We start from the raw sequence: 19,460 nt of genomic DNA, 5'->3' as shown, positions 1-19,460 counted from the left end.
ATCATTCTCGCCGCAGTTGCACCGCGGCCGGGGGGTTCGCACATGCCGACGCTTTATGCGCTGAAACCGGCCTTCCAGGCCAGGCTGCGGCCGCTTGCCGACCGGCTGGCCGGGGCCGGCGTCACCGCCAACCAGATCACGCTGTTGGCTGCCGCCCTGTCGGTTGCCACCGGCGTTGTGGTCGCGGCCCTTGCCGGCCAACGCGCGGTCTTCCTGCTGATGCCGGTGGTGCTGTTTGCGCGCATGGCGCTCAACGCCATCGACGGCATGCTTGCGCGCGAGCATGGCCAGGCCTCAAAACTCGGCATGTATCTCAACGAGCTCTGCGACGCCGTCTCCGACCTGGCGCTGATCCTGGCCTTTGCCGCTCTGTTCCCTGCCTGGGGCGTCGTCGCCTTTGCCGTCACAGCAGTGCTTGTGGAGTTCGCCGGCGTGCTCGGCATCGCGGCAGGCACCGGGCGCAATTATGCCGGGCCGTTCGGCAAGAGCGATCGGGCGCTGGCGCTCGGCATCGTCGCCTTTCTCATCGCCTGCGGCCTGTGGGTGGAAGCCATCACGCCGTTCGTGTTTCCGGCAATGGCTACACTCTCGCTGGTGACCGCCATCAACCGGATACGCAGCGGCCTTAACGGGAGCGGCGACTGAAATTCCGGTCGCATCCGCCTGGGGAAAAACATGCTTCATGAACCGACGATTGCTGCTTCCGCAGTTGAGCAGCGGGTGGCGCAGGAGCGCAGCTTCCGCAGCCATGACGGCACCGAGATCTTCTACCGCTACTGGCCGGCGGTCGGGCAACCCGCCAGGGGCGCGATTGTGCTGTTCCACCGCGGCCACGAGCATGGCGGCCGCATGGCGCATTTGGTCGACGAACTCGATATGCCCGGCCATGCCTTCTACGCCTGGGACGCGCGCGGCAATGGCCGCTCGGCCGGCGAGCGCGGCTATGCGCCGTCTTTTGCAGCACTTGTGCGCGACATCGATTGTTTGGTGCGCGAGATCGGCAGAGACGGTTTTTCCCAGCGCGACATCGCGCTGATCGCGCAATCATTCGGCGCGGTGCTCGCGGCCGCCTGGGTGCATGATTATGCACCGCAGATTCGCGCCTTGGTATTGGCCTCGCCGGCCTTCTCGGTCAAGCTCTACGTGCCCTTCGCCAAGCAAGGCATTGCGCTGTGGCAGAAGATCAAGGGCCGCTTCTTCGTCAATTCCTACGTCAGGGCCAAGTTCCTGACGCATGACCCCGAGCGCATCGCCTCCTTCGAGGCCGATCCGCTGATCACGCGGGCGATCGCTTCCAACATCCTGGTCGAGCTCTACGACCACGCCGCCCGCATCGTCTCGAATGCCCGCGCCATCACCGTGCCGACGCAATTGCTGATCTCCGGCAGCGACTGGGTTGTGCGGCATGGACCGCAGCACGAATTCTTCGTCAATCTCGCCAGCCCGGCCAAGCAGCGGCATGTGCTGCCGGGTTTCTTCCACGACACGCTGGGCGAACGCGACCGCCGCAAGGCGCTCGACCTGATCAAGCCGTTCCTCGAAAGCCAGTTCTCGACGTCGCAGATGCCGGTCGACCTGACCGCGGCCGACCGCGCCGGCTACACACGCGACGAGGCCGACCGGCTGGCCTCGCCGCTCGCTTTGCTGTCACCGAAAGGCCTCTACTGGGCAATGAGCCGCGCCTCGATCCGTATCGGCGCCTGGCTGTCGTCAGGCATGAAGACCGGGATCGCCACCGGCTTCGATTCCGGCTCGACTCTCGACTATGTCTATGAGAACCAGGCGCGGGGCGCCGGTCCGCTCGGCCGCATGATCGACCGCACCTTTCTCGACGCCATCGGCTGGCGCGGCATCCGCCAGCGCAAGCTGCATCTCGAAGAGCTGATCGGCAGCGCCACCGGGACGCTGAAGGCCGCCGGCCGCACAGTCCATATCGTCGATATCGCTGCCGGCCACGGCCGCTACGTGCTCGACGCCGTCGCCAAATGCACCGAGCCGCCGGCCAGCGTGCGGCTGCAGGATTTTTCCGAGCTCAACGTTTCACTCGGCTGCAAGCTGATCGCCGAGCGGCACCTGCCGACCAGCGTCTCGTTCCGCCAGGCCGATGCCTTCGACGCCGCGATGCTTGCCGGGCTCGAGCCGGCGCCGGACCTGGCCATCGTCTCCGGGCTTTACGAATTGTTTGCCGACAACGCCATGATTATCCGCTCGCTCGGCGGGCTGGCCAGGGCGATGCAGCCCGGCAGCCTGCTTGTCTACACCAACCAGCCCTGGCATCCGCAGCTCGAAATGATCGCGCGCAGCCTGACCTCGCATCGCGGCGGCCAGGCCTGGGTGATGCGCCGGCGCACGCAAGGCGAGATGGACCAGCTGGTGGCGGCGGCCGGCTTCGAGAAGCTCGACCAGCGCATCGACCAGTGGGGCATCTTCACCGTATCGGTCGCGCGGCGCGTCTGAGCATGGTCGTGCCTGTCCTTGGCCCTGCCGCCCCTTCTGCCCCTGCGCGCGAGCCGTACGCTGGAATCGCGCTACGGGCGGCGCTGTGGCTCGCATTCCTGGCGCCGTTCTTCTACGCGAGCTACGGCTTCGCCAACTGGCTGGCGTCGCAGCGCGACGATGTCGGCAGCATCGTCTTCACCTGGGAGCGCGACATCCCGTTCATCGCCTGGACGATCGTGCCCTACTGGTCGATCAACCTGTTCTACGGCCTGTCGCTGCTGCTCAACGATACCAGGCGCGGCGTCGATCGTCTCGCCGGCCGCTATCTGACGGCGCAGATCGTCGCCATCGCCTGTTTCATCCTGTTCCCGCTGACGGCGACCTTCGTGCGGCCGCAGACCTCAGGCCTGCCAGGCTTCATGTTCGCGGTGCTCGGCGGCTTCGACAAGCCGTTCAACCAGGCGCCGTCACTGCACATCGCGCTGCTGGTCATCATCTGGGATCATTGGCGCGATCGGCTCAAGGACATGGCAGGCGTCGTCTGGCATGCCTGGTGTCTGCTGATCGGCGCCTCGGTGCTGACGACGTGGCAGCACCATGTCATCGATATCCCGACCGGCGCTTTGCTCGGCTTCTTCGCCTTGTGGCTGTTTCCGCGCCACGGCGAATTGCCGTTCGCCGGCTTCCGGCTGACCGCTGATTCCGGCGCGCGGCGGCTGGCGCTGTTCTACGCGCTGGTCGCAGCACTGGCGCTGGCCGGCGCCGCTGCCGGCGCCTTCGTTTCGGCGCTGTGGCTCATCCTGCTGTGGCCGGCGCTGGCGCTGGCCATCGTTGCCTTCGCCTATGCCGGAGCCGGCGCAAAAGTGTTCCAGAAAACGGCCGACGGCAGCGTCTCGCTGGCCAGCCGTGTCTTGCTGCTGCCCCACCGGCTTGGCGCCAGGATCAATGCATGGATATGGACGCGCAAGCTGCCGCCGCATGTCGCCATTGCCGACGGTGTCTTCCTCGGCCGCTTTCCCACCGTCGCCGAGGCTGGCGCATTCGGCACGGTGATCGACCTTGCCGGCGAGTTGGAGCGGCCGCGCGGCGTCGCCTGCCGCTGGGCGGCTGTCGCCATGGTCGACCTTTTGCCGCCATCGCCCGAGGCGCAGGCGCAAGCGGTGGCGGCGATCGAGGACGCGCGCAGCCACGGCACGGTGCTTGTCTGCTGCGCGCTCGGCTTCCAGCGCAGCGCCGGCGCCGTCGCCGCCTGGCTGGTTGCCACCGGCCGCGCCGACACGCTGGCGCAAGCGCGAAACAAGCTCGCCACCGCGGGCCGGCCGGTGCATCTTCACGTGGACCAGCCGGCATGAACAGTTCGAGCAATAGACGAAGCCACTTGTCAAAGTCGGCGCTGCCCCTCACCTGCCTGCCGGCATCCTCTCCCCGTATAGTGACGGGGAGAGGGGTGCCGTTATCAGCGGTTTCGCCAATCACCAGCGTTTTAGAAATGGCGCCGACACCGCGGCCAGCCCCTTCTCCCCGTCACTATACGGGGAGAAGTGCCCGGCAGGGCGATGAGGGGCGGCGCAAGCATTTGGAAAAGGGCGGCACCAAACCTGACGCGATTATTCCGGCATGAGTGCCCATCGAGACAAGGCCGAAGCGTTCGCCGCCGGGCTGATGACGCAGGCGGTGTGGCCGCTGTTTTTGGTGCTGGCCGCGTTGGCGGCCGCGCCGGTCATTGCCGTGGCGGCGCAGCCGCAGGCGATCACGCTGGCGGCAGCGGCCTGGCTGGTCGCGGCAGCGAGCGGCGTGGTCACTCTCGCCGTCTCGGCCCTGCTTGGCTTCGACGCGTTGCTGTTCTGGCTGATGGCCAGCCACATCAGCGAGGCCGCCGGCGGTGCCTCGGTCGACGACGTGCTGGCGCGCATGCGCGTCAAACCGGCCGCTGCCGGCATCCGCTCGCTCGACCGCCGCATCGCGGGCACGCAGCGCCTACTGATGAAGCAGCGCATCGCGCTCGGCCTGTTCGTCGCGGCGTCGCTCGTCGCCTTGTCTTTCTGAGCCCGACGATGAGCAAGCTCGGCACAAGGAGCTTCACCCTGTTGCAGACCGTGACCTCGGTCGGCCTGTCGGCGCTGGCCTGGGCGGTGACCGGCGTGCGGCCGATCTGGAACGGCACCCAGCCGTCGAACCGGCAGCGCATCTACTTCGCCAATCATGCCAGCCACGGCGATTTCATCCTGCTGTCGGCCTGCCTCAGCGAGAAGCAGCGCGCCCGCACCCATGCGGTGGCAGCCGCCGACTATTGGGGAAAATCGCGGCTGCGCCGGTTCATCGCGCAGGACATGCTGTCCTCGGTGCTCATCCACCGGCAGTGGACCGATGAGGCGCAGAATCCGATCTCGATCATGCTGTCGGTGCTCGACGAGGGTCATTCGCTGATCATCTTCCCCGAGGGCACGCGCAACATGACCGACCAGCCGCTGCTGCCGTTCCGCTCCGGCCTCTACAATCTGTCGATGGCGCGGCCCGACGTCGAACTCATCCCGTGCTGGATCGAGAACATGTCGCGGGTGCTGCCCAAGGGCCAGTTCGTGCCGGTGCCACTGCTCTGCCGGGTGGTCTTCGGCGCGCCGATCGCCATTGCGCCCGGCGAGGAACGCCGCGCCTTTCTCGACCGCGCCCGCCAAACACTGCTGGCGCTGAACCCCCGCCCGCCAGCGCATGATGCGGAAAAGTGGAATCCGGTTTTCCGAAAAACATCATGCGACCAAAACAGCGTCGAGCCCAAACAGCGTAGAGCCCAAAGAGCTGGAGATCGTGGCGGATCCGGTATCCGGCACGATGCTGCAAGTCACGATGCTCCAAGAGACGACTAGAACAACATGCCAATGCACGAGACGCTTATCATGGTTGTCGGCCTCACTGCGGTGCTGACCACGGCAAGCCTGGTCGCCGGCCTCCTGTCGTGGCGCGCGCCGAAGCCGCTGTCCCCGACGCTGGTCAACCTCAACCAGCGCATCAACGCCTGGTGGGTGATGGTGGTGGCGATCACCGTCGCCTTCTTCTTCGGCCGCGCCGGCATGACCATCCTGTTCGCGCTGATCTCGTTTGCCGCCTTGCGCGAATTCGTGACGCTGACGCACAGCCGCCGCAGCGACCATTGGGTGCTGCTCGGCATGTTCGGCATCATCATCCCATTCCAGTACTGGCTGGTATGGACCGCCTGGTACGGCCTGTTCACCATCTTCATCCCGGTCTACTGCTTCCTCCTGATGCCGGCGATCACCGCGCTGCACGGCGACACCGAGCGCTTTCTCGAGCGCATCTCGGCGCAGCAATGGGCGGTCATGATCTCGGTCTACTGCGTCAGCCACGTGCCGGCGCTGCTGACGCTCGACGTGCCCGGCTTCGATGGCCGCAATTTGTTGCTGGTCGCTTTCCTGATCATCACCGTGCAAGGCAGCGACGTGCTGCAATACATCTTCGGCAAGCTGTTCGGCAGGCACCTGATGTCGCCGAAGGTTTCGCCGTCGAAGACCTGGGAAGGGCTGGTCGGCGGGCTGGCGACGTCGAGCCTGCTTGGCGCGCTGCTGTCGTTCCTGACGCCGTTTTCGCCGCTCCAGGCAGCGGCCGTCGCCTTCATCGCCTGCCTGATGGGCTTCCTCGGCGGGCTGGTCGCCTCCGCCATCAAGCGCGACCAGGGGGTAAAGGACTGGGGCCATCTGATCGAGGGCCATGGCGGCATGATGGACCGCGCCGACAGCCTGGTCTTCGCCGCCCCGGTTTTCTTTCACACGGTGCGCTATTTCTGGACGTGAGGGCCAGCCGCGGTCACAGAGGCTGTTTGAGTTTCCAAACAGCCTCTCACTTTGCAGCGGCAAGCGGTGCCTTCCTGACCGGGCGCGGCCGGCGGCGCATGCGGCGCTTGGCAGCGACCTTCAGCGCAACCGGCGGATCGCTCGACAATGCGCCCAGAACGGCTTCGACGATGCCAAACGCCACAAAATCGGCGTTGATGTCATTGGCCCATTCGACTTCTGTCTTTTTGTCGTCGCCGTCTTTCGACCAGAACACGATGCCTACCCGCAGCGCCGACCTGGCACGTTTCAGCCGACGAACAAGGAAACGGGCGTGCTTGACCGAGTCGCGGTTCAGGAATCCGACCACAACGGTGTCGACAGCGTCGAGCTCGAGCCGGCGAATGCCAGTCGGATCCATATCGGCAAAGCTCGCCTTCGAGACCGTCGCCCCCTGGACTTCGAGCACCTGCGCCAGCATGGCGGCGGCGGCATCGTCGAGTTCGCCGCGGCCGCCGGCGCACAGCACCGACATCTCCGTGCCATCCGGCAGCTCAGTGTCGTCCTCGCCCTCCCCTTGAGCCTGCTTGTCCCCGTCCTTGTCCTTGTATTTGTCCGCCGTGGCAGGCTCGACTGTGGCCGGATCATCGTCCTCCTCTGCTTCCTCCCGTGCGCTGTCGTCGAGGTTCGCCACCAGCATCTGCGCGCTGGCCGCCACCCGCCGTCTTTGCTCATCGCCCATGACGCCGCGCACGCGATCCTGCTCGCCGAGCAGCAGTGCGGCAATGGCGACCCTGTCGTAGAATTCGAACAGATATTTTTCCTCCAGCATCTCCTCGGCGTGATCCGTGGCTTCCTCTGGATCGCCGGCCAGCAGCCGTTGGTAGAGCCGGGCGTGGGGTTCGAGCACCGGTTCGTTGCCGAACAGAACGTCGAGGAATTCGAACTGCGGCACGTGCCTGCCGAGCACGACGAGGCAGACTGTGAGCGGCGTCGACAGGACCAGGCCCAGCGGCCCCCAGAGCCAGGTCCAGAAGATAGCCGCAACGATGATGGCCAATGGCGAAAGCCCCGTTCGTGAACCGTAGAGCCACGGTTCGACGATGTTGCCGGTGATCATTTCCATGGCCACGAACAGTCCGGCGGTCCACAGCACGAGCGACCAGCCGGGCGCCACAGCAAGCGCCAGGAACAGGGGCAGCAGCGCACCAATGATCGGGCCGATATAGGGAACAAAGCGCAACGCCAGCGCCAGCAACCCCCACAGCAGTGCATTGGGTATCCCGAGAACCCAAAGCCCTGCTGTAACCGGTATGGCATAGACGATATTCACGACCAATTGCATGAGCAGATACCGGCCGACCCGCTTGCCCGCTTCCTGGAGCGCCTCGGTGGTCCGATGAAGATCGCCGTAGCCGACGAGGCGTATGAAACGATCGCGCAGGTCCTCGCGCTCGAGCAGCATGAATATGACGACGACGACGATCAGGCCGGCCGAAGCCAGCGGGCTGATCAGCGGGCCGATCAGGTTCTGCAGAACCTGAAGCGGCCTTTCGCGTGCGATGATCTCGACGGGCACCGGCTCGCGCCGTGGCTGATCCGCGGCGGGCGGTGAGGTTTCCTGCCTGTCGAGTTCCTGGCCAACGCGTTCGATCGCCTCGCTCAGCCTGGCGATGACGCCGCCGCCGACGCCGGTCTCCTTCAGGGATCGGACTTTGGTCAGGATATTTGACTGGTAAAGCGGGATGTTCTGCGCCAGTTCGCTGACCTGCGTGGCGACAATGAATGAGAACAGCGCAAGCACCGTGAATGCGCCCAGCACACTGGCGATGACCGCGGGAAGGCGCGGAATGCCGACCCGTTTGAGTGCCGAAACCAAGGGTGCAAGCGCAAAGGTCAGCAGCAGCGCGATTGCGATCGGCAGGAAGACCTCGCGCCCGAAATACAGGGCCGCAACCGCCGCCACGACGGTCGCGACGGTGGGCAGCGACATGCGCGGCAGGGCCATGGCAGCGGAAACAACGCCCACCAGCCCGGGCTCCGACGGATGCATGCCGTTTCGCCGATTGGCCGCCACTTGATGCCTCCACCCCGCCATGACCATGATCAGGCATATTGAGCCGGCATGCAACGTCCCCACCTTCGTGCCAGCGAGCCCGACCACGCCAGCGACAAGGGTCTTCCCCCTCAGCCCGGTGCCAGACGGCCCGGTGCCAGGCGGCCCGGTATCAGGCGGCCCGGTTTCAGACGGAATGGCTCAGCCAATGACGGTCGAACACGTCGACGATGGCGCGGAACTCGGCCGGCGGGATCTGGCTGGCGCCGCCGTCGCTGTCTCCGACGAGGAATTGCGCCAGCTGCCGGTCAACCGCTTCCGTCTGCTCGACGGACAGGCCAAGCGATGCCAGATCGGCGGCGATCGACCCGTCGGGCGGCAGATATCCGCCCCAACCCTGGGGCGCCGGATTGCGCAAGCGGACCATCAGGATCCGGGTCAGCGACGGCTGCGGCTCCGGGCCGATGATGGTGGTGCCGCACAGATAGCCGCCTAGCACGCTTCCCGGCCGCGAGTGCGGAAACAGGCATAAGAAGAATTGCGCCTCGCCGCTGGCTTCCTTCAGATGCGCATAAAGCCCACGTTTTGCCGACGTCATCTGCCCACCGAGCAGCAGCTGCCCGGTCGGCAGGGCCTCGCGATAGGCGGCGGTCAGGCCGTGCGCCCCCGGCCCGGCCTCAATCGACAGGCTACCCCTGATCAGCTGGCCGCGATAATAGGGCGACAAGGCGCGCGAATAACAGGCGTAGGTTCCGGCAAGGGCCCCAAGGCTTCGCTCCTCATGCCCGGCAGCGGTCTCGAAATGCACACCGGCGCGGCGCTCCAGTTCGGCCCTGTCGATGCCGTGGCGGGCACAGATCGCCGCGGTAAAACCTGGCAGGTCGCTCTCGGCGATCCAGGCGCCGGTCTGCTCTAGCTTGAGCAGCTTCGTCCAGTCGTCGTAGACGCTGAGCTCGCGTGGCTGGGCGCGCCCCTGCAGCCATTTGTCGGCGCGGCCGAGATCGAACGCCGTCTTCGGGTTGACGCCCCGGAACGCCGCCGCAAGGTCCTTGCGGGTGACGGTTCCCAGCACGGCCGCGGTCAACCGTAATTTTTGCGCGATATGCTGTGCCATCCCCACTTGCCCCTTTATGCCACCGCAAGGCATAGCATGGGCCAGCAATTGCTCCCACCGCGTTCAGTGCCGGCCCGGACCTCTCCAAAAAGCCCATTCCAGGAAATCCGCAGAAATCCACGTCGCTCCACGCGCCTGGCCTTTCACCCGCCGGGCGCCACAACGGTCGCGGAGGGCAAGGGCAAATCATGTGAAACACACTATGTAGGCTTGAACACCAATCATTTCCTCAGTCATTTGAACGACGCCGAAGCCGAGTTCTCGCAAAGCGGCACAAAGCGTAGATGTCGCCTCAACAAGGGTCGCCCTGCTCGACTCTGGCCTGCTCGAGTCTGGCCTGCACGCGCCGGCACTTGCTCCGTTCCCGGCGGCGCGCACTTTCCCCAAGCCATATCCGTGGAATTCCGGAGAATTCCACGCCTTTCCACACAGCGGCCGTGTTCGGGCCGGCGGCCGGGGTTAACCTTACGTTAACCATGGAGGGACCTCGTTATGAAACTTGCCCTGTCAACACTTCTCGCCGTGCTCGCGTTTTCGCAAATGGTCGAGGCCAAAACGAAAGTCGTTGCCACCGATGCCAAAGCGGCGACAGCCGAGAAAAACCGGCCGCCGCTCGACAACAAGTCCACGAGCGGGATTACCGCTTCGTCTGCTGCGACGGCAGCGCCGGCCGACAAGAATGCGTCCAGCCCGTATCCGCCGGCGATCTATTTCAATTTCTAGAGTCGATCCATCCCTTGTGGTGGGGCTCTATCTTCTTGGTCGACCGTGCCACACTTGCGGTACCCGTGATCGACGGGCGCCTGATCGAAGGTCACTTGATCGACAGGCCACCTGATCGACAGGCTTAGCCGGCGGCGCGCCGGGCTTTAATCCTCCACGTTCCCGTGAAATCGGCTTCGACCACGAGGCATCGCCGACTTCGACGGGCGATGCGGCCACCTGACATGAGCAACGCGGGTGCCCTGCCGCTTCAGGCGCCAGAGATGGCACAGTTTGCCACCACGCTTGACCTTGCCGCCATCCGCCGGATAGTCCGTTGTCCGGCTTCGATGAAAGACCCTGATATGGCAGACGCGATCGTAAGAGACAGCAACGGCGCCCAGTTGAACGAGGGCGATTCCGTCACCCTGATCAACGATTTGAAGGTCAAGGGCACGTCGGAGACGATCAAGCGAGGCACGCTGGTGAAGAACATCCGCCTCACCGGCAATCCCGGCGAGATCGAGTGCAGCACCAAGCAGGTCAAGGGCCTGGTGCTGAAGACCGAGTTCCTGAAAAAGGCGTGATCGCGCCCGGCACTCAGTGCGTAACCGGCCGCCCCGGAGCCACTCCTTGAAAGCCGCCGAAAGTGCGATATATCAATGACTAAGCGTGCGTTGCACGCGACGTAGTGCTTTGGTCAAGCTTCATCTGTGGAGGTTGTCATGGCAAACGATCTGATGGAAGGAAAGAAGCCTCAGGATTGGATCAACCTGATCCTAGCGGCATGCCTGTTCATCTCACCCTGGGTTGTCGGCTTCGCTGCTGAAACCACTGCTGCCTGGAACGCTTGGATTGCCGCGATCTTGCTCGGCGCCCTGGCTCTCGCGGCGCTTTCAGTATTCGCCGAATGGGAAGAGTGGGTGAACCTTGTCGTCGGGCTCTGGCTGATCGCCTCGCCCTGGCTGCTCGGCTTCGTGGCAAACGCCAACGCAATGGCGACCCACGTTGTCCTCGGCGTGCTGGTGGTTGCGGCATCGGCCTGGGCAGTCTGGGACTCCCGTCATCATCCGCCAGCGCATGCGTGATCGGTGACGACTGATGCTTGTCGCCCAAAAGCATGCCCTCGGGCCTGGCCCGAGGGTGCGCAGCGGCTTTGGGGTAACGACACGCACAGAAACAAAGACTTAAAGCGCGTTGATTTCCTTTCGAACGCGAGGCGCTTTAAGGGGAGGAGCGCGGCGCGCGAGCGGCGGGCTCCTTCTAAAGCCTGAGATCGGGCCCGCTAGAGTATTTTTGCAGCCAGGCGGAATCACTTGGCGTTGCAGAAATGGGGCTAAAGCGAACAGATGGAGCGGGCGCCAGTCAAATTCGCACGCCTCCCGCCCGCCGTATCCCGACCAAATTGTCTTTTTGTGCTCCAAAATCCCGCCGCCCAAAATCCGCCGCCGCGGATGCGGATGGCAGCGCTGGCGCGGCGTTCGCTGAGGACACGCCGACGAGCATGGCGCGCTGCACCCGGCAAACTTCCACTTATGTTGCACTGCGTTAGATTTGTTGCATTGCAATATCAATGCATTGCGTCGAGTCTTCGCACGGGTGGCTTTTCAACGACTTCGCGAGGTTTTGCCGTGTCAGCATCGTTTCGGCCTGATATCGAAGGGCTGCGTGCGTTGGCGGTGTCCGGCGTCGTCGCGTTCCATTTTGGTCTGTCGGACCTGCCTGGCGGCTTCACCGGCGTCGACATCTTCTTCGTCATCTCCGGCTACCTGATCACCGGCCAGCTGCTGCGGGAAATCGCCGAGGACGGCAGGCTGGACCTGTGGCGGTTCTATGCAAGGCGCGCCCGGCGCCTGCTGCCGGCCTCGCTGTTCGTCATCTTCGCCACGCTGGTCGCCGGCTACTTCATCCTGTCGCCGGACGAACAGTCGCTCTATTCGAAAGGCGCCATGTTCGCCTCGGCCTATGCGATCAATTTCTGGCTGATACGCTGGTCGTTCGACTATTTCGCCCCCGACGCGGCGAACAACCCCTTCATCCACTTCTGGTCGCTCTCGGTCGAGGAGCAGTTCTATTTCGTATGGCCGGGGCTGCTTCTGCTGGCGGCATGGCTGCGCCCGCGCAAGCGCACGGCGATCCTGGTGATCGGCCTCACCGGCGCGGTGTCGTTCGCCGTCTGCGCCTGGCTCACCACCGTGGCGCAGCCCTGGGCCTTCTATTTCTCGCCGCTCAGGGCCTGGGAGTTCGCCGCCGGCGGCCTGGCGACGATGGCGCCGGCACAATTCTGGCGAGAGCGCCCGCAACTGGGCGCAGCGCTGGCATGGCTTGGCCTGGCGCTGATCGCCGGTGCCTATCTGACCTTCAGCGAGCAGGACACCCCCTTCCCCGGCTTCGCGGCGGTGGTGCCGGTGGCCGGCACCGTGCTCCTTTTGCTCAGCGGCTCCGGCAATGTCCAAAGAGGGCCGAGCGCCATGCTGGCGCTGCCGCCTTTGCAATGGGTGGGGAAACTTTCCTACTCGCTCTATCTCTGGCACTGGCCGGTCATCGTCTATGCGACGATGATGGTGCCCGACCTGTCCTGGCCCGGGCGGCTTGGCTGCGCGGCACTGACGCTGGCGCTGTCGCTCTTCACCTATAATTTCATCGAAAACCCGATCCGTCGCAATGGCTGGCTGATGGCGAACGCGGCGCGCGCACTAATCCCCGCCGCAATGCTGACCGGCGCCGGCGTCGTGGCGACTTACGCCAATGCGCGCCTTGCCGTGGACGGCCTCGACCCCTCGCAACGCATCATTGCCGAAACTGCCGCGCAGCCCTCCACCGCGCGCGCCAAGGTAGGCTGCGTTGTCGACTACGAGACCGTGACGCCGAAGGCCTGCGAGTTCGGCGCCAAGAATGCCGAGCGCTCGATCGCGCTGTTCGGCGATTCGCATGCCGATCACTGGTCGACGCCGCTGATCGAGGCGGCGAAGAGAAACGACTATAAGGTCGTCACCTGGCTCAAAGCCGCCTGCCGGGCATCGCGGCTGACGGTCTGGAGCTCGAAGCTGAAGCGCGACTACACCGAGTGCGATCAATGGCGCGAGCAATCGATCAAGGAGATCATCGCCCTGCGCCCGAGCCTGGTGGTGATCTCGGAGATCTCGCTGACCAGTTCGCGCAAACTGTCGCCCGACGCCCGGCAATCCGAAAGCCTCGATCAGGACTGGCAGGGCGGCCTGCGCGCAACGCTGGAGGCGTTCAGCCAGGCCGGGCTGAAAGTCGCCTTCATCCGCGATGTGCCGTTCAACACCCTGTTTGTCGACACCTGCGTGGCTCGCGCGCTGTGGCGTGGACAGACGCCATCGGTATGTGACGCGCCGCGAACCGACGCCGCCAACGACGCCATAGCCGCGGTGGAGCGTGACATCGTGCGCGCCGTCCCCAACGCGACCTACATCGACATGACCGACCGGTTCTGCGACGCCAAGACCTGCCATGTCTTCATCGACGGCAAGCTGGCCTATCGCGACCGCCACCACATGGCGACGCCCTTTGCGCAAACGCTGGAGCCGACCGTCGAGCGCGCGCTGTTCTCGACTGGGGCGGCCGGGAAGTAAGGCGCGCAAGACGCGCCTTTCACCAGCGTCTCGGTGCCCCCAGTCTCAGTGCCCCCAGTCTCAGTGCTCTCAGTCTCAGTGCCCCCAGTCTCAGTGCAAGCCAAACTCGCGCAGCAGTTCTTCGCGGTAGCGCACGAACCGGCTCTCGCTGCGATCGCGGGGGCGCGGCAGTTCAACCTCGACCAGCCGTGCTGTGCCGCCCTTCTCCCTGGGCAGGATCAGCACCCTGTCGGCAAGATAGATCGCTTCTTCCAGATCATGGGTGACCATGACCATGGTGACGTTCTCCTCGCTCCAGATGCGCGCCAGTTCCTCCTGCATGCCGATCTTGGTCATGGCGTCGAGCGCGCCTAGCGGCTCGTCGAGCAGCAGGATTTCAGGTTGCACGGTCAAGGCCCGGGCAATGCCGACGCGCTGTGCCATGCCGCCCGAAAGCTGCCTGGGATAGGCATCGCTGAATTCGGCCAGACCGACGAGCGCGGTATAGAAGCGGGCCTTGTCCTCGGCCTCCGCCTTGGGCACGCCCCGCACTTCGAGGCCAAAGGCGACGTTGCCGAGCACGGTCAGCCAGGGCAGCAGGCGCGGTTCCTGGAAGATGACCGCGCGCTCGGCGCCGACGCCATGGACCGGCCTGCCGTCGATCGCGACACCGCCGCTGTCGGCGGCCTCAAGACCGGCAAGGATGCGCAGCAGCGTGGTTTTGCCCGATCCGCTGGCGCCGACGATGACGAGACATTCGCCGGAGCGGATATCGAGGTTGAGCGCCCTCAGCACGGCAAGCGGGCGCCCGCCGAGGGTGAAGGATTTGGAGAGATCGCGTATCGTGACCTCGCCGCCGCTTGTGCTGGCCATGGCCGTCTCCCGATCAATTGGTTTTCGTTTCGCCGCGCCCGTAAAGAATATCCGCGGCTTTCAGCCTGCCCTTGGGCAGCCGGCCGTCGCGCTCAAGCACGCCGACCCAGAAGTCTATGTCGCGGTCGTCAGCCTTCGCCCCTTCGCGCAGGCCGAAGCCAGTCCAGTAGCGCGCCAGCTCGCCATTTTCGCCGCGTTTATCGAGGATCTCCGCAAGCACCTTGCGCGCCTCGTTCGGGTTCTGGCGCGACCAGTCGGCGGCGCGGGCCGACTGTTCGACGAAATTGCGGGCGCCATCCGGATGCGCCGCGATGAAGTCGCGCCGCAGGACAATGAAGCCGCCGGCCAGTTCGCCCAGCACGTCGGTGTCGTTGAACACGCCGCGCACACCGCCCTTGTCGACCAGCGCGCCGGCAAACGTCGCCTGCCAGTAGCCCAGTGCCGCGATATCGACCTGGCGTGACCGCAAGGTCTGTTCAAGCTGCGGCCCGGGCACGACGACGAGGTTGGCGGCATCAGGCGGCAGGCCGACGCCGTGCAGCGCCTCGCGCACGGTATAGTCGAGATGGGCGCCGAGCGTGTTGACCGCAATGGTCTTGCCGGCGATGTCGGCAATCGATTTGATCGGGCTGTCTTCCAGCACGTAGAAGACGCTGCGCACTTGGCCGTTGATGCCGTTGCTTGGATAGGCAGCGACGAAGTCGTTGCCGCCGGAGATCGAATTGATCACCGCAGCGGTTGCGGCCGAGCCGAGATCGACGCTGCCGGAGGCGAGCGCGAACAGCGATTCCGGGCCGCCGCTGGAGTAGCCGACATTCTCAAGCTTGACGCCGACGTCCTTGAAATAGCCGAGCGCGTCCGCCAGCTCATGCGGCGAGATGCTGCCACGGCTGGCGAGGTAGCGCAACGTGACCGGCGCGGCTTGCGCAACGGCGAAGCGAGGCAGGCCGGTGGCGATGATGCCGGCGGCAAAGGGAGCGCCCGCAAGCAGGGAACGGCGAGTGATTGGCATGGTCCGGACTTTCGTGTTGGAGGATGGGGCCTGTGGGAGAGGATGGTTGAAAGCTGGTCAGTCGATGGGATTGCTCCAGCGGCAGAGCCGCCGCTGCAGGCTGACCAGCGCCTGGTTGGCGATCAGGCCGAGGCCGGCAAGGATGACGATCGCTGCAAACATCAGCGGGATCTGGAAGTTGTACTGCGCGTTCATCACCTGGAAGCCGATGCCCTTGTTGGCGCCGATCATTTCGGATGCAATCAGCAACAAGAGCGCCGTGGTCGCACTCAGCCTCAAGCCGACGAAGATCGAAGGGACGGCCCCCGGAAGCACGACCCGGCGAAACGCGGTGAGCCGCGTGGCGCCGTAGACCCGGGCCATCTCGAGCAGTTTCGGATCGACTTGCTTGACGCCGCTGATGGTGTTGAGCAGCAGCGGAAACAGCGTCGCCCAGAAGATGACGAAGACCTTTGATGCCTCCCCCAGCCCGAGCAGCAGGATGAACACCGGATAGAGCGCCAGCGCCGAGGTCTGCCGGAAAACCTGCAGGATCGGGTCAAGCGCGGTTTCGACGGCGCGCACCTGGCCCATGAACAGACCGAGCGGGATGGCAACCGCCACCGCCGCCGCGAAGGCGAGGCCGGCGCGCTGCAGGCTGATGGCGATGTCGCCTAGCAAGGTGCCGCGTGCCAGACCATTCCACAGTGCGGAGACGATCGTGTCGACCGGCGGCAGCACCGCGGCGTTGACCCATCCCGCGCTGCTCGACACCTGCCAGATCGCGAGGAAGGCGATCAGGATGCCGTAGCGGGACAGGAAGCGGATGACAGTGCGGTTGGCCAGGCGCGGGAAATCGGCGCCAAGGCCGGTTCTGCCGTCATGTGCATCGATCGTCACCCGCTGCTCGATGTGTTGCAAACTCATCGTCTTGCCCTTTGCTTCAAGAGAATCTATTCGGCGGCCAGCACCTTGGAGCGGGCGGCGGTCCAGGGGTTTTCCGGCCGCCTGAGGCCGAGATTCTCGCGCAGCGTCCTGCCCTCGTAGGCGGTGCGGAACAGGCCGCGACGCTGCAGCTCGGGGATCACCAGGTCGACGAAATCGTCGAGCGCGCCGGGCAGCCACGGCGGCAGGATGTTGAAGCCGTCGGCTGCGTCGTTGCCGAACCATTCCTCCAGCTGATCGGCAACCTGCGCCGCGCTGCCGATCACGGTGTAGTGGCCGCGGGCCGTCGCCACCCACTGGTAGAGCTGGCGGATGGTGAAGTTGTGCTCGTCGGCAATCTGGCGGATCAGCGCCTGGCGGCTCTTCATGCCTTCGGTTTCCCGGCTCGGCGGCAGCGGTCCGTCGAGCGGGTAACCCCGGATGTCGAGCGTCTGGCCGGCCAGCCCATTGAGCAGGGCCACGCCATCCTCGGGCAGGATCAGCTCGTTCAGCTGCTGGTACTTGGCGCGGGCTTCCTCTTCGGTGCGGCCGACGAAGGGGGCTACGCCCGGCATGATCAGCACCTGCCCGGGATCGCGGCCGACTGCCGCCACGCGCGCCTTGATGTCGCGATAGAATTCTTGCGCCGAGGCCAGGTTCTGATGGGCGGTGAAGATGACCTCAGCCGACTGGGCGGCGAGCTTGCGTCCGTCCTCCGACTGCCCGGCCTGCACCACCACCGGGTGGCCCTGAACCGGGCGCGGCACATTGAGCGGACCTTTGACGCTGAAATGCCGGCCCTTGTGGTCGATGTCGTGAAGCTTGTCCTTGTCGTAGAAGCGCCCCGACTTCTTGTCGCGGATGAAGGCATCGTCTTCCCAGCTGTCCCACAGCGCCTTGACCGTCTCGACATGTTCATGCGCCCGGGCATAACGCTCGGCGTGGGCAGGCTGCGTCTCGCGATTGAAATTGCGCGCGGTCTCGTCACCCGCCGAGGTCACCACATTCCAGCCGGCCCGGCCGTTCGACAGCAGGTCGAGCGAGGCGAACTTGCGGGCGAGCGTATAGGGCTCCTCATAGGTGGTCGAGGCGGTGGCGATGAAGCCCAGATGCGTGGTGAGCGGCGCCAATGCGGCAAACAGCGTCACCGGCTCGAACCCGGCGATCTTGGCATTGCCGCCTTCGCGGGCGCCGAGGCCGACGGTCAGATTGTCGGCGAGGAAATAGGCGTCGAACAGGCCGCGCTCGGCGGTCAGCGCGAGCTGCCTGTGGAACTCGAAATTCGTCGCGCCGTCGGCCGGCGCGTCAGGATGCCGCCAGGCTGCGATATGCTGTCCGCCACCGGGCAGGAAAGCACCAAGCTTGATCTGCCTCGACTTGCTGGGTCTGGTCATTGCGGGCTCCTTCTGAGCTGTGCGGGAAGCGGATTGAGGACACGGGCCGGTATTCAGGCGGCAAGACCGACGCTGCGCGGCACCGCACGGCATGCTTCGGCGACCGCTTGCCTGGCGCGAGCATGGATGGCTTCGGACACCAGCACGCCGTTGGCGAAGTCCTTGTCGGAGGCGTAGATTGCGGTCGGCAGGGTCAGCGCCTCGAAGAAGCCGAACAGCGGCCGAAGCTGATGTTCGACCATCAGCGAATGACGATCGCCGCCGCCGGTTGCAGCAAGGATGACCGGCTTTCCCCGCAGGGATGATGGGTCGAGCAGGTCGAAGAAATGCTTGAAAAGCCCGGTGTAGCTGCCTTTGAAAGTCGGCGAGCCAACCACCAGGACGTCGGCGCCCAGCAATCGCTCGACGATGTTCCTGGCCGATGGATCCAGATCGCCAATGCGCCTTGCCAGCGGAAACGACCGACCGAGATCCTCGATGTCGAAAACGGTCGAGGCTGCACCGGTGCTGCTCGCCACCTCCGCAACGATGTGGCTGATGAACGCCTTGGTTTTTGACGGACGGGTCAGGTTGCCCGACAGCCCCACCACCAGATTTTTCGACATTTTGGCTCCTCGCAAAACGCTGTGTGCACTAACTCTACTAAGTTTATAGAGTTTAATGAGAAAGAAGATTTCAAAACGAGCCCGCCAAGCGGATTGAGTTTGCGGCACATCGCCGTTGATTGGTTCTTTTGACGCGAAATGCGCACGGCGAGTTCGGCATCGGCGCCTTGACCGTATTCCGGCCATGCGTTGATGATCTCACACCAAAGGCATCGCCCCGGGGGATTCGCATGAAAACAGCCGTTCTGAAGTATCTTCTCCTGGCCTGTTTGCTGGCATCGCCGGGGCAGGCGCAGATGGGGGCGCAGTCGAAGTCGCAGTGGAAGCCGGTCGAGAAGGTCGAGACCTACGCCATTTCAGGGCAGACCGGGCCGGAACTCCATGCCTCGATGGGCGAGCAGGGGCCAACCATCGGCAAAAGCAGGGTCCGCGCCATGGCCTATACCAATTTCAAGCTGACCTGGGTCAGGGACTATCAGCGGCAAGGCAATGCCTGCGCGCTGGTGTCGGCGCTCCCCAAACTCATCATAACCTATACCTTGCCCAAAGCGTCCGGGCCAATTCCGGCCGCCGTGCAGAAAAGCTGGGACGTTTTTGCCGCTGGCCTCGCCGCCCACGAAAAGGTGCACCGCGATATCATCGTCGACATGGTCCGCAAGATCGAGACGGCGACCATCGGCCTGTCCGTCCCCGACGATCCCGGCTGCAAAAAGATCAGGACCGAAATGACCAGGCGGCTTGCCGAATTCTCCCAGGCGCAGCGGCAGGCAAGCCGCGATTTCGACCGGGTAGAATTCGCCCCGCGCGGCAATCTGCAGAGGCTCATCGTCGCTTTGCTGATGGGGCGGTAGAGAATGGAAACCGCAGCAAGGCTGGCGAAGGCGTTGATGACGGCCAATCTCCCCCCTTGCGGGGGAGATGTCCGGCAGGGCAGAGGGGGGTGCTGTCCCTCCAACCTGTCAATCGATCGCAGCCACGCCCTCCCACCCCCCTCTGTCC

Annotated in this window: 17 protein-coding genes and 1 pseudogene; 11 read left to right on the top strand and 7 right to left on the bottom strand. The window is 64.8% G+C overall.

Translation table 11 applies throughout. The annotated features are described in order from the left end of the window. Nucleotides 1-42: 42 nt before the first annotated feature. The 6 genes and pseudogenes from AC0L2A_RS29720 (at nt 43) to AC0L2A_RS29695 (ending at nt 6,245) form a co-directional block, all read left to right on the top strand. Nucleotides 43-645 carry a CDP-alcohol phosphatidyltransferase family protein gene (locus tag AC0L2A_RS29720; RefSeq protein WP_473611830.1) on the top strand — a complete coding sequence of 201 codons (603 nt, stop codon included), beginning with the start codon at nt 43-45 and terminating at the stop codon, nt 643-645. Between the two features lie 30 nt (nt 646-675). Next, complete coding sequence (locus AC0L2A_RS29715) at nt 676-2,457, top strand: bifunctional alpha/beta hydrolase/class I SAM-dependent methyltransferase (RefSeq protein WP_473611829.1); 1,782 nt, start codon at nt 676-678, stop codon at nt 2,455-2,457. Nucleotides 2,458-2,459: 2 nt separating this feature from the next. Further along, nucleotides 2,460-3,791 carry a phosphatase PAP2/dual specificity phosphatase family protein gene (locus AC0L2A_RS29710; protein WP_473611828.1) on the top strand — a complete coding sequence of 444 codons (1,332 nt, stop codon included), beginning with the start codon at nt 2,460-2,462 and terminating at the stop codon, nt 3,789-3,791. Between the two features lie 265 nt (nt 3,792-4,056). Next, on the top strand, nt 4,057-4,485 hold the full coding sequence (locus tag AC0L2A_RS29705; RefSeq protein ID WP_473611826.1) for a hypothetical protein: 429 nt from the start codon (nt 4,057-4,059) through the stop codon (nt 4,483-4,485). Between the two features lie 8 nt (nt 4,486-4,493). Continuing rightward, nucleotides 4,494-5,153 (top strand): annotated as a pseudogene (locus AC0L2A_RS29700) (lysophospholipid acyltransferase family protein); the annotation flags it as partial. A 162-nt stretch (nt 5,154-5,315) separates the two neighbouring features. Further along, nucleotides 5,316-6,245 (top strand): phosphatidate cytidylyltransferase, encoded by a 930-nt coding sequence (locus tag AC0L2A_RS29695; protein ID WP_091598842.1) that lies wholly within the window; start codon nt 5,316-5,318, stop codon nt 6,243-6,245. Between the two features lie 46 nt (nt 6,246-6,291). Here AC0L2A_RS29695 and AC0L2A_RS29690 read toward each other — a convergent pair whose 3' ends face one another. Both AC0L2A_RS29690 and AC0L2A_RS29685 read right to left on the bottom strand, forming a co-directional pair. After that, on the bottom strand, nt 6,292-8,301 hold the full coding sequence (locus AC0L2A_RS29690) for an AI-2E family transporter (RefSeq protein ID WP_473611825.1): 2,010 nt from the start codon (nt 8,299-8,301) through the stop codon (nt 6,292-6,294). Between the two features lie 166 nt (nt 8,302-8,467). After that, nucleotides 8,468-9,394, bottom strand: coding sequence for a hypothetical protein (locus AC0L2A_RS29685; protein ID WP_473611824.1), 927 nt, complete (start codon nt 9,392-9,394; stop codon nt 8,468-8,470). A gap of 492 nt (nt 9,395-9,886) precedes the next feature. Between AC0L2A_RS29685 and AC0L2A_RS29680 the strand changes: the two genes are divergently transcribed. The 4 genes from AC0L2A_RS29680 (at nt 9,887) to AC0L2A_RS29665 (ending at nt 13,695) form a co-directional block, all read left to right on the top strand. Next, nucleotides 9,887-10,117: a hypothetical protein gene (locus AC0L2A_RS29680; protein WP_236377482.1), complete on the top strand. Its 231-nt coding sequence runs from the start codon at nt 9,887-9,889 to the stop codon at nt 10,115-10,117. A 344-nt stretch (nt 10,118-10,461) separates the two neighbouring features. Beyond that, complete coding sequence (locus AC0L2A_RS29675; protein WP_473611847.1) at nt 10,462-10,683, top strand: alkylphosphonate utilization protein; 222 nt, start codon at nt 10,462-10,464, stop codon at nt 10,681-10,683. A 138-nt stretch (nt 10,684-10,821) separates the two neighbouring features. Then, nucleotides 10,822-11,184 (top strand): SPW repeat protein, encoded by a 363-nt coding sequence (locus AC0L2A_RS29670; RefSeq protein WP_027154285.1) that lies wholly within the window; start codon nt 10,822-10,824, stop codon nt 11,182-11,184. 543 nt (nt 11,185-11,727) lie between these two features. Next, entirely contained in the window at nt 11,728-13,695 is a 1,968-nt protein-coding gene (locus AC0L2A_RS29665) for an acyltransferase family protein (RefSeq protein WP_473611822.1), read from the top strand. Between the two features lie 90 nt (nt 13,696-13,785). On the opposite strand, the gene AC0L2A_RS29660 is transcribed toward AC0L2A_RS29665, so the two are convergent. Genes AC0L2A_RS29660 through msuE form a run of 5 tightly spaced genes read right to left on the bottom strand, consistent with a single transcriptional unit; the run spans nt 13,786 to nt 18,461 of the window. Then, complete coding sequence (locus tag AC0L2A_RS29660) at nt 13,786-14,547, bottom strand: ABC transporter ATP-binding protein (RefSeq protein ID WP_236377479.1); 762 nt, start codon at nt 14,545-14,547, stop codon at nt 13,786-13,788. A 13-nt stretch (nt 14,548-14,560) separates the two neighbouring features. After that, on the bottom strand, nt 14,561-15,559 hold the full coding sequence (locus AC0L2A_RS29655; protein WP_287215845.1) for an ABC transporter substrate-binding protein: 999 nt from the start codon (nt 15,557-15,559) through the stop codon (nt 14,561-14,563). Nucleotides 15,560-15,616: 57 nt separating this feature from the next. Continuing rightward, nucleotides 15,617-16,465: an ABC transporter permease gene (locus AC0L2A_RS29650; protein ID WP_473611821.1), complete on the bottom strand. Its 849-nt coding sequence runs from the start codon at nt 16,463-16,465 to the stop codon at nt 15,617-15,619. A gap of 26 nt (nt 16,466-16,491) precedes the next feature. Next, complete coding sequence (locus AC0L2A_RS29645; protein ID WP_287137469.1) at nt 16,492-17,856, bottom strand: LLM class flavin-dependent oxidoreductase; 1,365 nt, start codon at nt 17,854-17,856, stop codon at nt 16,492-16,494. A 53-nt stretch (nt 17,857-17,909) separates the two neighbouring features. After that, a complete protein-coding gene (gene msuE / locus AC0L2A_RS29640) occupies nt 17,910-18,461 on the bottom strand; it encodes an FMN reductase (protein ID WP_027154279.1) in 552 nt (183 codons plus the stop codon). A 230-nt stretch (nt 18,462-18,691) separates the two neighbouring features. Between msuE and AC0L2A_RS29635 the strand changes: the two genes are divergently transcribed. After that, complete coding sequence (locus AC0L2A_RS29635) at nt 18,692-19,312, top strand: DUF922 domain-containing Zn-dependent protease (RefSeq protein WP_473611819.1); 621 nt, start codon at nt 18,692-18,694, stop codon at nt 19,310-19,312. Nucleotides 19,313-19,460 lie beyond the last annotated feature (148 nt).

It is taken from the genome of Mesorhizobium sp. WSM4844 (assembly GCF_055811775.1).
This window is presented reverse-complemented; position numbering and strand designations above follow the sequence as displayed.

Excerpts from the sequence above, each read along its gene's own strand:
- AC0L2A_RS29720 (WP_473611830.1), top strand. The coding sequence starts at position 43 with ATGCCGACGCTTTATGCGCTGAAACCGGCCTTCCAGGCCAGGCTGCGG.
- AC0L2A_RS29715 (WP_473611829.1), top strand. The coding sequence starts at position 676 with ATGCTTCATGAACCGACGATTGCTGCTTCCGCAGTTGAGCAGCGGGTG.
- AC0L2A_RS29710 (WP_473611828.1), top strand. The coding sequence starts at position 2,460 with ATGGTCGTGCCTGTCCTTGGCCCTGCCGCCCCTTCTGCCCCTGCGCGC.
- AC0L2A_RS29705 (WP_473611826.1), top strand. The coding sequence starts at position 4,057 with ATGAGTGCCCATCGAGACAAGGCCGAAGCGTTCGCCGCCGGGCTGATG.
- AC0L2A_RS29695 (WP_091598842.1), top strand. The coding sequence starts at position 5,316 with ATGCACGAGACGCTTATCATGGTTGTCGGCCTCACTGCGGTGCTGACC.
- AC0L2A_RS29685 (WP_473611824.1), bottom strand. The coding sequence starts at position 9,394 with ATGGCACAGCATATCGCGCAAAAATTACGGTTGACCGCGGCCGTGCTG.
- AC0L2A_RS29680 (WP_236377482.1), top strand. The coding sequence starts at position 9,887 with ATGAAACTTGCCCTGTCAACACTTCTCGCCGTGCTCGCGTTTTCGCAA.
- AC0L2A_RS29675 (WP_473611847.1), top strand. The coding sequence starts at position 10,462 with ATGGCAGACGCGATCGTAAGAGACAGCAACGGCGCCCAGTTGAACGAG.
- AC0L2A_RS29670 (WP_027154285.1), top strand. The coding sequence starts at position 10,822 with ATGGCAAACGATCTGATGGAAGGAAAGAAGCCTCAGGATTGGATCAAC.
- AC0L2A_RS29660 (WP_236377479.1), bottom strand. The coding sequence starts at position 14,547 with ATGGCCAGCACAAGCGGCGGCGAGGTCACGATACGCGATCTCTCCAAA.
- AC0L2A_RS29655 (WP_287215845.1), bottom strand. The coding sequence starts at position 15,559 with ATGCCAATCACTCGCCGTTCCCTGCTTGCGGGCGCTCCCTTTGCCGCC.
- AC0L2A_RS29650 (WP_473611821.1), bottom strand. The coding sequence starts at position 16,465 with ATGAGTTTGCAACACATCGAGCAGCGGGTGACGATCGATGCACATGAC.
- AC0L2A_RS29645 (WP_287137469.1), bottom strand. The coding sequence starts at position 17,856 with ATGACCAGACCCAGCAAGTCGAGGCAGATCAAGCTTGGTGCTTTCCTG.
- msuE (WP_027154279.1), bottom strand. The coding sequence starts at position 18,461 with ATGTCGAAAAATCTGGTGGTGGGGCTGTCGGGCAACCTGACCCGTCCG.
- AC0L2A_RS29635 (WP_473611819.1), top strand. The coding sequence starts at position 18,692 with ATGAAAACAGCCGTTCTGAAGTATCTTCTCCTGGCCTGTTTGCTGGCA.